Genomic DNA, 12,145 nt, shown 5'->3' with positions numbered 1-12,145 from the left:
GAGGAGTGTGTGACATGAAAAAAATAATCACGATAATTGTGTCTTTAGCAATTGGTATCGGTTGTGGTTTTTGGTCAGGATATTACATCAGTAAAAAATATTCAGAAAACCAAGAGACAACTATTTCCAAAAGTACTAATTCAGAACAACCTTTGATTACAAATGGAGAGTATCAAGTAACAGCTAATTGGGATTGGAAAACATTAGTTGTTAAAGATAATGTGTGGACATTGGATGGCAAACGTATTTATGATGTTTCCACTACAAATGATAATATTGTGATTTTAAAGGGAAAAAATTTGAAATCACTTGTAGTTTATAAAATAGAAAAAGATAACGAAAAAATCAACTTATATTCTTACACAAAAGAAGGCGTTGGTAAAAAGGTACTGGCTACTTTAGTGAAAAAATAAATAATGCATTTAGTGTTTGAAATAAATTGAAAGTAACTTTGTTAGGAGAAGTTAGTTAATGAAATACAATACGAAAAATTATGACTATTTAATTGTTGGTTCAGGACCTTTTGGGGCAACGTTTGCATGTGAAGCAGCTAAACGAGGAAAAAAAGTATTAGTTATTGAGAAACGTGCTCATATTGGTGGCAATATGTATACACATAAAGAAAATGGCATTAATGTCCATGACTATGGTGCTCATATTTTTCATACTGACAATAAAGAAGTATGGTCTTATGTCAATCAATTGACGGAATTCAATGGCTACATCAATCAAGTAGTTGCTAATTACAAAGGAGAGCTCTACAACCTGCCATTCAATATGAACACGTTCTACCAAATGTGGGGGATAAAAACGCCAGCTGAAGCACAAGCAAAAATTTCAGAGCAACGGGAGGCAGCTGGGATTAAAGGAGCTCCAAAAAATTTAGAAGAACAAGCGATTCGTTTGATAGGAACGGACATCTATGAAAAATTAATTAAAGGCTATACAGAAAAACAGTGGGGACGTAAGGCTACGGAATTACCAAGTTTTATTATTCGTCGTTTGCCAACTCGTTTTACTTTTGATAATAATTACTTTAACCATCGCTATCAAGGCGTACCTGTCGACGGTTATACAGCTATGTTTGATAAATTGTTAGAGAGTGAATTAATTGATATTCAATTGAATAAAGACTTTTTGGCAGAGAAAGAAACTTACTTATCAGAGTTTCCAAAAATTGTTTATACAGGGATGATTGATGCATTCTTTGATTATTCTTGTGGCGAACTAGAATATCGTTCAGTACGTTTTGAAAATGAAACAGTAGATTCAAACAATGCACAAGGTAATGCCGTAATTAATTATACAGATGCGGAAACTCCCTATACACGGATAATGGAATGGCGACATTTTGATCAACAGGCCGATGAAAACAAAACAATTTTGACGAAAGAATACCCACAAGATTGGGATCGTTCAAAAGAAGCGTATTATCCTGTTAATGATGAGAAAAATTCGCTTTTGTTTAGAAAATACAAAGAAAAAGCAAACGCTCAAGAAAAAGTTATTTTTGGTGGACGTTTAGCCAATTATCAATACTATGATATGGACCAAGTTTTCGGAGCAGCTTTGAAAGCAGTCGCTAAAGAATTTGGTGAAATGGCCAACTAGTGAAGGGTTAGACTCGGAGGAACAAATGGAAAAAGAACTGAAAGTTAGAACAAAATTACTTACCAAAGAATACAGTTTAGCGCAAACACGTATTGACAAATTGAAGACACTTTTTAGTATTTTTCAAAACAAAGTTCCCACATTTTGGGCGTTAAAAGGTGTTAGCCTCGACGTATATTCTGGAGAAACAATTGGTATTATTGGTTTAAATGGTTCAGGCAAATCCACTTTATCAAATATTATTTCAGGCATCACCCCTCAAACATCAGGAGAACTTGAAATAAATGGTGAAGTGTCAATTATTTCGATTGGTGCAGGACTAAATAATAATTTGACAGGACGAGAAAACATTCGAATGAAATGTTTAATGTTGGGGGAAAAAAATAAAGAAATTGATGCCAAAATCGATGATATTATTGAATTCTCAGAATTGGGTGTTTTTATCGATCAGCCTGTTAAAACTTACTCTAGCGGTATGCGTGCTAAACTTGGTTTTTCAATTGCGGTTCATCAAAATCCAGATATTTTAGTAATCGATGAAGCGTTATCTGTAGGAGATCAAACCTTCTATAATAAAGGCTTAAAAAAAATGCTTGCATTTAAAGAGCAAGGCAAAACTATCTTTTTTGTCTCTCATTCTATTCAACAAGTAGAGCAAATTTGTGATCGTGTAGCTTGGATGCATTATGGTGACCTACGTGCATTTGGTGAAACTAAGCATATTTTAAAGGAATATCGTGCTTTCTTGCACCGTTATAATCATTTCACTGAACCGCAAAAAGAATCGTATCAGAGAGATGGCAAGGCCAAACAGAGAAATTTTTCTTTGGAACAACTTCAAGAAACAATTCTTGAAAAAGCCAATCAACAAGTAGGCAGTCGCCGGACGACTAAAGAAGTCATAAAATTTACTACTAAAAATAAAATTGGAGATAAAATGACTCTTGGTACGAAGAGCTTGTTAATTTTGCTACTTTGTATGATTTTTTATGTAAGTCTTACCTTTGTAAAAGGTATTTCATTAACAACAGCTTTTATTCATCCAGCAGAAACAATTCAACGTATATTTGTTCCTGAGAAAGTAGCAGGTAAGGATTCAAGCGCTGTGAAAACGTCTAAAACTAAACCAACTTCAACAAAAGAATCTATCCAGCAGGAGGAAGTACAGTCTAGTTCAACGAACGTACCAGAAAATAATAATAGTGAACAAGCTGTGTCGACATATACAGTGGAAGTTGGAGATTCAGTCAGTTTGATTGCTGAAAATCACGGACTCACTATAGAACAACTTCAAACTTTGAATCCAGAAATCATTGAGGTACCTATTTATCCTGGACAAGTGTTGAAATTGAAAGAGGTGACTGAATAATGCGCGAGGTAAAATTAATTTTAGCTGAACAGTTTTCATATTTAGGCGTTGCACAACGAATTGCTAAATACAGTAATAAAGCATTATATCAAAGCCACATCTTAGGAAATTTATGGCAAATTTTAAGTCCTTTAATTCAGTTAGGTGTCTATTATTTTGCTTTTGGTATTGCCCTTGGTGGTGCTCGAACCGTAAAAGGAGGAGTATCCTATATCGCTTGGTTGATGGTAGGATTAAGTACATGGATTTTTTTAAGTACAGTAACGAAACAAGCTTCTAGTTCTGTTTATATGCAAGTTGGCATGGTTTCTAGAATGAAGTTTCCAATAAGTATTTTGCCAATGGTTAAAATATTTTCTGAGTTACCAAGTTATTTTGCGTTCACTACGTTAGCAGCAATTGTGTCAATCTCGACAGGCGAAAAGATTTCTATTTATTGGATTCAGCTACCTTACTATATTGTAGCGATGATTATCTTTTTATATAGTTTTAGTCTGATTAATTCAACGATTGCTGCATTAATTAGGGATTATCAAATTTTCTTGAATTCTATTATCCAAGTATTAATGTATATGTCAGGGGTCTTTTGGGATTTAAGTACAAAGAATTTACCGTCTTGGTTATCAAAAATTCTTATGTTGAATCCTTACGCATATATTATTAATGGATTTCGAGATACATTTTTCTATAAAAGATGGTTTTTTGAAGATAAGCCCCAACTTGTTGTTTTTTGGCTAACAACATTAGTAATATTTATCGTAGGGGCTCATTTACATGTTAAGTTCAGAAGTAAATTTGTTGATTATATGTAACATGTGAAGAAGTAAAACCACCGTATACTGACAAGAATACGGTGGTTTTACTCTTTAATTGACAATAGCCTTCTCTTTAAAGAGAAGGCTATCTAACGAATCAATATTATTATTTTAAAGTTGGATCAGACTATTTCTAGTATTCAAGTATTTTTCATTTAAGCGATGTATTCCCTACCTCTAATACATCCTTGTATCTCTCTAGACACGCCAGTTTTGAATAAAATCATCAAAACAATTGAATGGTTCGTTTAAAAATATTTTTCGTGTTCTAATTATTATAACATAAAACTCGTCAACTGACCACTAGCTGACGAGTTCATAATTTTTCCAGATAAATAGACAGCCGTTTTCCGCCGACTGTCTAAGATTAAGATAGATTTGTAAAGAAGTGAATAAATGCTTCCTACTATCTCTTTATAACATGAGGAAAAGAAAACTGCAAAAGATAGCTGTGTTTTTTGAAAAAAAGATCAGCTGGTTTCCGCCAGCTGATCATCCGTTGAAAAGAGATATAAAGAAGTGAATAAAGCTTGCTTTACCTCTATTTTATACCATGTTTTGATTCAAATAACTATTCAGTATTAGTTATACTTAAATAATAAATATGTATACGGATGTATTGTTTTGAGGTATAGTCATAGAGAAAAGAGGGAACGTTTATGAAAAAATTTTGTTTAAGTTATAGCTCTGGTAAAGATTGTTTATTGGCGATGGATCGATTGGTACAAGCAGGAAATCAGCCAGTTGCGTTAGTGACAACATTAAGTGATGAAATTAATCGTTCTTGGTTTCACGGCATACCAATCTCCGTCTTAGAAGCAGCGGCCGAAGCGTTAGATTTACCACTTGTTATATCACATAACAATGAAACAAATTACACAGAAAAAGTGGTTGAGGCACTGCATGAAACTAAAAAATTGGGTGCAGAAACGGTTTGTTTTGGCGATATAGATATTGAACAAAATGGTGCTTGGGATCGCCAAGTTGCATTAAGTGCTGGGCTTGAGCCACAATTACCTCTTTGGCAGGAGAATCGCGAAGCACTTGTCAAAGAATTCTTGGCAAAAGGGTACACAGCAATTATCAAAACGGTCAGCAAAGAGGCAGGTATTCCAATAAAATTTTTAGGAGAACCGTTAGATGAAACATTTATCACGTACCTTAAAGAGCATCAATTAGATATTTGCGGAGAAAACGGGGAGTACCATACGTTGGTAATTGACGGCCCGCTATTTAAAAAGAGGCTCAATTATTATGCTTCAGGAATTTATGAAAGTCCTTATGCTTATTCCTTGATTATTGATGCTTAAATGAAAGTAAAAGGACACAAGCTGCCACTTTTTCTAGGGATATGCTATAATTAACTTAAGAAAAGTAGAGAAAGTGAGTGGTTAATTATGGAAGAAACTGTCTTTTTTAATTTAGGAAATGCCCTTGCTTCAAAAAGAGATCAAAAAGAATTAATTAAAGAAGCCCAAATTGCGAAAGATACTCGAAAGATTCCAGGAAAACTGATTATCGTTGAAGATGAAGAAAATGGTACCCATATTTTATTTGAATTAGCTGATCAAACAGAACCGTCTGCTGAAACAAAAGAATTCAAAGTGAAAAAAGTGATTGATTAATAAAAAAGCAACGAATTTTTCTAAATTCGTTGCTTTTTTATATTTTTTTACACAAATGATACAAAAAGAATATCAAAATCAAATAAATGATTAGTATACTTGAAGAAACAAATAGTAAGCAAAGCAAACGTTTTGAGGTGTTCTTTCATGGAAAATCGAGGAATTTTATTTGATAAAGATGGTACGTGTATTCGTTTTGACACTCTTTGGCAAGCAGGTTTGAAAGCTTGTTTTGAAACACTAAGTATGTTAGACCCTCATCATTCAGCAGAAATAAAAAAGATATTAGCTATTCAGGAGCAACGTTTTTTGCAAAAACATTTACTTGATGAAGTCCTTTATCAGGAACTTTATCAGGAATTGGCGCATTTTGAGGAATTAGTCGAACAGGGAATCAGCAGTCGATGGCTGGAACAATTTTTTTATGATTATTTACGAAAAAATCTGAAAAAGATTGAACCAATTGGTGATTTAAAACAGTTATTTCTTGAGCTAAAACGGAAGAACTATAAAATTGGATTAGCAACTTCAGATACTTTGCCAGCGACTATGTTGATTATGGAATATCTTGGTTTAACAGAAATGTTTGATTTTATTGCGACAGGAGATCGTTACTTACCGAAACCAGATGCGGACATGCTCCAAGCCTTTTGTCAGTCATGTCAATTAAAGGCGACAGAAGTAATTATGGTAGGTGATTCGCTCGTGGATGTTTTCATGGGAACTTGTCATGGTAAAGCGGGAATTGGTGTTTTAACAGGCAACTGTCAGTCAACTGATTTTGAAAAGTTTGAAGTAGCTTATTTTCGTGATATCCATGAAATACCTTATCAAGAATTATGGGAAAATACCAAGAAGAAAAAAATCCTGAAAAGATGACGAGTCTTTTCAGGATTTTTTTATTAATCTAATTGAAGCAATTGCCGTTTCTTTTGTTGAAATTCTTCTTCTGTTAGAATTCCTTCATCAACTAACAGTTTTAAATTTCTTAACTAAGCCATTACGTCTTCAATAGTGCTAGGTGAGTTTTTTTGTGAATCAAATAGTTTTGGTTCAATCGGTTGGTTTTTATCACTCTTTATAGGAGTTGGTATTTCTGCGAAAAATCTAAAAACTTCGACCGCCGCCACCGAATGTGCCGCCGCCAGTTGAGTGGGTGGTGCTGCCACCACCGCCCATTCCGCCACTGCCGCCATTGTTTTTAGGAATACGACGCGTAGTGATGAAAGAGTTGGTTAACTGATCTGTGCGGGAGGTTAAGTTTAAAGTTGTTTTTTCCCTAAAGGGATATTGATAACTTGAAAATTTTAATTGATATTTAGAAATATTAATGCCTAAGAAAACCAAACTGAGTATCAGCGCAGCAGCAAAAGCAATTACCATTTCCAACGGGGTAATGACTTTATAACGAGTGATTTTACCTGTTTCGCTGTCCACACGATAGTGACCCCCAGGAACCCCTTTATCAACAAATGCTTGAGTTTCCTGAACAAAGGTTTGAGCAGCCGCAAAATAATTTCCTTGACTCATCCCATCCATTACTTTATCTAAGGTATCATCAATTCGTGCATCCGTCATATAATCAATCATGTTTCCAGAAGTAGAGATGTAGACTTTCCGTAAGTCCATATCAATGAGAAAAAGAATCGCATTTTGATCCTTGCCAACTTTATTTAAAAGATAATGATCTGCATATTCTTGTTCATCGCCATAGGTATTATTATTTGTGGTCACAATAAAGACAGAGGCTTTTGTTTTTTCTTCTAAAGGTTGTATCTCTTGCTTTAGTTGGTTGATTTGATCAGGTGTCAGTAATTGTGCGCCATCATCAATTGAATTTTCAGCCGCCGAAACGGGTAGGGCAAGGCCAAAGGTAAGAAGTATTAGGAAAAAAATAGGTAAAAGTCGTTTTTTCATAGGAAATAACCTCCTAATAAAAAGAGTGCTAAGAGTCCAGCGAAAATGCCTAACGTTACTAGTCCTAAACGAGTGTAACTAATTGGAAGTACACCGCTTACTTTACCTGTTTGTCCATTCATGGCATAATAATAAACTTTTTTTGATTGTTCCTGACTGCGATAGGTGACTAACCAAATTGGCAAAAGCATATAGTGATTATTTTCTTGGTTTAGAGAAATATCCGTGCGAACATTTGTCAACGTAGTATAACCAGAAGCAGAGTCCCGTAACAATGATTCCGAATAATCTTGTAATTCTTGTTGGACGTGTTTTTTGATTGCTTCATATTCAATATCGCGTTTTTCTGCTTGGAAACCTGCTAGGTATTGGCTTTTGAAAGGCACTGCTTGATCAATTAAAAATGGTTGAACGCCTTCCACCATTTTTTGTTGGACGTTTTTTGACAAGGCATTTTTAACTAATTCTTTAAACGATAATTTTCCTGAACGTCCCACATTGAAACGTTTTGTTTCGGTGTATTCAATATCACCTACGCGCCAAATGCGAATACTTGTGCCAGTAGCTTGCAGTTGTCCGTCGACTTCTGCATCAACGACCCAATAGGGGAAGTAAACCCCTGTTAATTTATCGATTTGATTTTTGCTGAAAAAATCTCGGGGAATGAACCATTTTTTCTTGGTCCAAGCGAGAAATTTTTCAATCGCTTCGTCTTTTTCAATTGTAAAGGGTAAGACGTTTTCTGGTAAAAATTCGCCACTTAATCGACCAGCTAAGACAACTGGATTATGGCAATAATAACAGTATGTGGCTGCCGTTGTTGCATCGGTGACAATTTGAGCGCCACAGCTTGGACAATTAAAAATTTCCATTGTGCCTGCATCTGCAGTTGTTTCATTCTCAGTGGTCTCTGTTTGTTGCGTAGTGGAGGATTCTTCTTCCGCTGTGAAAGTCAAATTTTCCTCGGCAGTCGTTGTTGAGGGATTCTCTAAATGCGCCTCATGTTGCTGTTGCTCATAACGAGTCACTTCTTCTTCCGTGTAAATATTTAAACAATATTCACAATGAAATTTTTGATCTTTGGGATTAAATAAGAGCGGGCCGCCACAGTTGGGGCATTTATGGGTAAATGTTGTTTCCATTGCAACCGTCCTTTCTAATAGAGTGAGTAAATAACAGGAATCTGATTCAAAGAAAAAGGGTAGACTTGTGCCTGACCCTTTTCTTTAATTGTTCACTACTTGCTTATAAAGGAACCCCTTGGAATGGTTTACCACAATGTGGACAGAACTTAGGAATACCATTACTTAAGTCAACAATTTCGCTACATTCACTACATTTCATTTCTAATTTTGGTTTTTCGTTTGTTGGTTTTGGTGTACCACAGTTTGAACAAAACTTCCCAGTGTTTTCAGTCCCACATTGTGGGCAAGTCCAAGTGTCTGTAGCCCCTTGTGCGTTTTGCTGGTTTTGTTTTTCTTGCATTTGTTGTTGGTTTGTTTGAGACGCTTGCGCAAAGTAGTTGCCATTCGCATTCATGCCCATACCAACGCCCATAAAGCCGCTCATAGCGCCACCTTCATTTTTACCAGCAGCCTCCATACCACGAGCCAAGGAACCTTGAACATAGCCTTCGCGAACACCTGGATCGCTGAGCATAGCTCCTTCATTTCGCATGTTAATTAATTTAGTTGAATCATCTGTATAAGAAATGCTCGCAACTGCTACAGAAACAATTTCCATGCCGCGATTGGTGCGCCAATCCTCATCAAGTGCAGTTTGCATATATTTGCTTAATTCAACACTTTTTGAGGGAACATAAGAAATACGTTGCCCATCAGCAGACATTTGATTGATTGCTGCTTGCAATGCTGTAATGAACTCTGCCAAATATTGTTCATTAATATCATTAATATCTACTTGCGTTTGATTTTTAGGAATCGCATTAGTATAAAATAGTAAAGGATCTGTAATTTTAATTGAGTAATTTCCGTGTGCACGTAAGAAAAGTTCGGCATTATAAAAATTATCAAAATAGTTTAATGGCGCAGGTGTTCCAAATTTAATGCCTTTAATTTCTTGCAAGTTAATATAAAAAACTTGTTGTTTTTGTGGAGTTACGCCACCAAATTTGAAACGACTGAAGGTCTCTGCAATCGCATCTTTTAAAGAACCGTTAAACATTGAAGGCGCAGAATCATTTTTGACTGTATAATAGCCTTCTTCAGCAGTGTAATCGATGATTTTGCCACCATCGACAAGAAGCATCATCATGTTGGGATAGACATGTACAACAGAACCATCTGTTAAAACATCGTCCGTTCCTTTACGATTAGAACCACGTTTATCATCTTTACGTACAAAAACACCTTTTGTCATGACGGTTGTGTCCCCCATATTATCAGGTTCAATAACCTCTAGCCATTGATCGGCCAAGCCACCGCCAACTGAACTTGTTGCTGCTTTAATAAGTCCCATGTTCATTCCTCCTAATAAAAAACTAATTGTTAAAGCTAGTATACCACACAATGAATGCAGAGAAATCCAACGAAAGCCTGATGAAATGGAAAAAATTGATCAAACTTTATTAAGAAATTAAAAAAAGTATAGGTGAAACACAAGCATTTTAAAAAAAGTTACGTATAATAGAAGAAAAGACATATTATATAGTTAGGGGATTATTGAATGGAACGAAGCAATCGTAATAAAAAATCTTCAAAAAAACCACTTATTCTTGGTGTTTCTGCCTTGGTTCTAATCGCTGCTGCCGGTGGCGGGTATTATGCTTATAGTCAATGGCAAGCCAAACAAGAATTAGCCGAAGCGAAGAAAACAGCTACTACATTTTTAAACGTATTGTCAAAACAGGAATTTGATAAGTTACCGTCCGTTGTTCAAGAAGCTAGCTTAAAGAAAAATGGCTATGATACTAAATCTGTTGTTGAAAAATACCAAGCAATTTATTCAGGGATTCAAGCAGAAGGAGTTAAAGCTAGTGATGTTCAAGTCAAAAAGGCGAAAGACAATCAATACACATTTACCTATAAATTATCGATGAGCACTCCTTTAGGCGAAATGAAAGATTTGTCTTATCAATCAAGTATCGCCAAGAAAGGCGATACCTACCAAATCGCTTGGAAGCCGTCTTTAATTTTTCCAGATATGTCAGGAAATGATAAAATTTCGATTCAAGTAGATAATGCCAAACGTGGAGAAATTGTCGATCGTAATGGTAGTGGGCTAGCAATTAACAAAGTGTTTGACGAAGTGGGCGTAGTGCCTGGCAAACTTGGTTCTGGCGCAGAAAAAACAGCCAATATCAAAGCTTTTAGTGATAAGTTCGGCGTTTCTGTTGATGAAATCAATCAAAAGTTAAGCCAAGGATGGGTCCAAGCAGACTCCTTTGTACCAATCACAGTTGCTTCTGAACCAGTGACAGAATTACCAACAGGGGCTGCGACAAAAGACACAGAGTCACGTTATTATCCGCTGGGGGAAGCAGCTGCGCAATTAATCGGGTATACGGGCACCATTACTGCAGAAGATATTGAAAAAAATCCAGAGTTAAGTAGTACGGGCGTAATTGGTAAAACTGGCTTAGAACGAGCGTTTGATAAAGAATTAAGAGGGCAAGATGGTGGCTCACTAGTTATTTTAGATGACAAAGAGAATGTCAAAAAAGCTTTACAAACCAAAGAGAAAAAAGATGGTCAAACGATTAAATTAACGATTGACAGTGGCGTACAACAACAAGCCTTCGCTATATTTGACAAACGCCCTGGTAGTGCGGTCATTACCGATCCTCAAAAAGGCGATTTATTAGCAACGGTTAGTTCACCTTCGTATGATCCTAATAAAATGGCCAATGGCATTTCTCAAAAAGAATATGATGCTTACAATAACAACAAAGATTTACCATTCACAGCACGTTTTGCGACAGGCTATGCACCAGGCTCTACCTTTAAAACAATTACCGGTGCCATTGGTTTAGATGCAGGGACATTGAAGCCAGATGAAGAGCTAGAAATTAATGGCTTGAAATGGCAAAAAGATAAATCTTGGGGCGGCTATTTTGCGACACGTGTAAAAGAAGCAAGTCCAGTCAATCTGCGTACCGCTTTAGTTAATTCAGATAATATTTATTTTGCCCAACAAACATTACGGATGGGAGAAGACAAATTTAGAGCGGGTCTTAATAAATTCATTTTCGGTGAGGAACTAGATTTACCAATTGCCATGACGCCTGCTCAAATTTCAAATGAAGATAAATTTAATTCTGAAATTCTTTTAGCAGATACGGGCTACGGTCAAGGCCAATTGTTAATTTCACCAATCCAACAAGCTACCATGTATAGTGTTTTCCAAAATAATGGAACATTAGTCTATCCAAAATTAGTTTTAGACAAAGAAACGAAGAAAAAAGACAATGTAATCAGCGCCAACGCAGCGAATACAATTGCCACAGATCTTTTAGGTAGTGTGGAAGATCCTTCAGGTTATGTTTATAATATGTACAATCCGAACTTCTCATTGGCTGCTAAAACAGGAACAGCTGAAATAAAAGATAAACAAGATACAGATGGCAAAGAAAACAGTTTCCTTCTAACGTTAGATCGTAGTAACAATAAATTCTTAACAATGATTATGGTTGAAAATTCAGGAGAAAATGGTTCTGCAACAGATATCAGTAAACCATTAATTGATTACTTAGAAGCAACCATTAAATAAAAAGAGAAAATGAACGAAACGAGGTTTCTGTAAAAAGAAACCTCGTTTTCCCTTTTTAGAAAAAGGAAAGTGTGCTACAA

At 35.7% G+C, this 12,145-nt stretch carries 11 protein-coding genes and 1 pseudogene; 8 read left to right on the top strand and 4 right to left on the bottom strand.

What is annotated here, in order from left to right:
• Nucleotides 1-14 precede the first annotated feature (14 nt).
• From cpsH to IGJ03_RS09160, 7 genes are all read left to right on the top strand, one after another.
• Complete coding sequence (gene cpsH / locus IGJ03_RS09190) at nt 15-413, top strand: lipoprotein CpsH (protein ID WP_002387128.1); 399 nt, start codon at nt 15-17, stop codon at nt 411-413.
• 58 nt (nt 414-471) lie between these two features.
• Nucleotides 472-1,611: a UDP-galactopyranose mutase gene (glf, locus tag IGJ03_RS09185; RefSeq protein WP_375804591.1), complete on the top strand. Its 1,140-nt coding sequence runs from the start codon at nt 472-474 to the stop codon at nt 1,609-1,611.
• Nucleotides 1,595-2,980 (top strand): ATP-binding cassette domain-containing protein, encoded by a 1,386-nt coding sequence (locus tag IGJ03_RS09180; protein ID WP_025189573.1) that lies wholly within the window; start codon nt 1,595-1,597, stop codon nt 2,978-2,980. Before glf ends, IGJ03_RS09180 begins: the two co-directional genes overlap by 17 nt.
• Entirely contained in the window at nt 2,980-3,792 is an 813-nt protein-coding gene (locus IGJ03_RS09175) for an ABC transporter permease (protein ID WP_002362627.1), read from the top strand. The genes IGJ03_RS09180 and IGJ03_RS09175 overlap by 1 nt, the downstream gene beginning before the upstream one ends.
• Before the next feature lie 662 nt (nt 3,793-4,454).
• Nucleotides 4,455-5,105 (top strand): diphthine--ammonia ligase, encoded by a 651-nt coding sequence (locus IGJ03_RS09170; protein WP_002394076.1) that lies wholly within the window; start codon nt 4,455-4,457, stop codon nt 5,103-5,105.
• Nucleotides 5,106-5,192: 87 nt separating this feature from the next.
• Nucleotides 5,193-5,420 carry a hypothetical protein gene (locus tag IGJ03_RS09165; protein ID WP_002362220.1) on the top strand — a complete coding sequence of 76 codons (228 nt, stop codon included), beginning with the start codon at nt 5,193-5,195 and terminating at the stop codon, nt 5,418-5,420.
• A 147-nt stretch (nt 5,421-5,567) separates the two neighbouring features.
• Nucleotides 5,568-6,299: an HAD family hydrolase gene (locus IGJ03_RS09160; RefSeq protein ID WP_375804592.1), complete on the top strand. Its 732-nt coding sequence runs from the start codon at nt 5,568-5,570 to the stop codon at nt 6,297-6,299.
• Between the two features lie 23 nt (nt 6,300-6,322).
• Here the strand turns inward: IGJ03_RS09160 and IGJ03_RS09155 are convergent.
• The 4 genes and pseudogenes from IGJ03_RS09155 to IGJ03_RS09140 all read right to left on the bottom strand — a co-directional run.
• Nucleotides 6,323-6,517, bottom strand: a pseudogene (locus IGJ03_RS09155) (SHOCT domain-containing protein); the annotation flags it as partial.
• A gap of 10 nt (nt 6,518-6,527) precedes the next feature.
• Nucleotides 6,528-7,337, bottom strand: coding sequence for a TPM domain-containing protein (locus IGJ03_RS09150; RefSeq protein WP_002359694.1), 810 nt, complete (start codon nt 7,335-7,337; stop codon nt 6,528-6,530).
• Complete coding sequence (locus tag IGJ03_RS09145) at nt 7,334-8,479, bottom strand: TFIIB-type zinc ribbon-containing protein (RefSeq protein ID WP_375804593.1); 1,146 nt, start codon at nt 8,477-8,479, stop codon at nt 7,334-7,336. The genes IGJ03_RS09150 and IGJ03_RS09145 overlap by 4 nt, the downstream gene beginning before the upstream one ends.
• Nucleotides 8,480-8,582: 103 nt before the next feature.
• On the bottom strand, nt 8,583-9,815 hold the full coding sequence (locus tag IGJ03_RS09140) for an SPFH domain-containing protein (protein WP_002356656.1): 1,233 nt from the start codon (nt 9,813-9,815) through the stop codon (nt 8,583-8,585).
• Nucleotides 9,816-10,022: 207 nt separating this feature from the next.
• Between IGJ03_RS09140 and pbp4 the strand changes: the two genes are divergently transcribed.
• Nucleotides 10,023-12,065 (top strand): penicillin-binding protein PBP4(5), encoded by a 2,043-nt coding sequence (gene pbp4 / locus IGJ03_RS09135; protein WP_002356658.1) that lies wholly within the window; start codon nt 10,023-10,025, stop codon nt 12,063-12,065.
• The last annotated feature ends 80 nt before the right edge of the window (nt 12,066-12,145 follow it).

This window comes from Enterococcus sp. DIV1315a, from assembly GCF_051712325.1.
GTDB classification, from domain to species: Bacteria; Bacillota; Bacilli; order Lactobacillales; family Enterococcaceae; genus Enterococcus; species Enterococcus faecalis.
This window is presented reverse-complemented; position numbering and strand designations above follow the sequence as displayed.

Excerpts from the sequence above, each read along its gene's own strand:
- cpsH (WP_002387128.1), top strand. The coding sequence starts at position 15 with ATGAAAAAAATAATCACGATAATTGTGTCTTTAGCAATTGGTATCGGT.
- glf (WP_375804591.1), top strand. The coding sequence starts at position 472 with ATGAAATACAATACGAAAAATTATGACTATTTAATTGTTGGTTCAGGA.
- IGJ03_RS09175 (WP_002362627.1), top strand. The coding sequence starts at position 2,980 with ATGCGCGAGGTAAAATTAATTTTAGCTGAACAGTTTTCATATTTAGGC.
- IGJ03_RS09170 (WP_002394076.1), top strand. The coding sequence starts at position 4,455 with ATGAAAAAATTTTGTTTAAGTTATAGCTCTGGTAAAGATTGTTTATTG.
- IGJ03_RS09165 (WP_002362220.1), top strand. The coding sequence starts at position 5,193 with ATGGAAGAAACTGTCTTTTTTAATTTAGGAAATGCCCTTGCTTCAAAA.
- IGJ03_RS09160 (WP_375804592.1), top strand. The coding sequence starts at position 5,568 with ATGGAAAATCGAGGAATTTTATTTGATAAAGATGGTACGTGTATTCGT.
- IGJ03_RS09150 (WP_002359694.1), bottom strand. The coding sequence starts at position 7,337 with ATGAAAAAACGACTTTTACCTATTTTTTTCCTAATACTTCTTACCTTT.
- IGJ03_RS09145 (WP_375804593.1), bottom strand. The coding sequence starts at position 8,479 with ATGGAAACAACATTTACCCATAAATGCCCCAACTGTGGCGGCCCGCTC.
- IGJ03_RS09140 (WP_002356656.1), bottom strand. The coding sequence starts at position 9,815 with ATGGGACTTATTAAAGCAGCAACAAGTTCAGTTGGCGGTGGCTTGGCC.
- pbp4 (WP_002356658.1), top strand. The coding sequence starts at position 10,023 with ATGGAACGAAGCAATCGTAATAAAAAATCTTCAAAAAAACCACTTATT.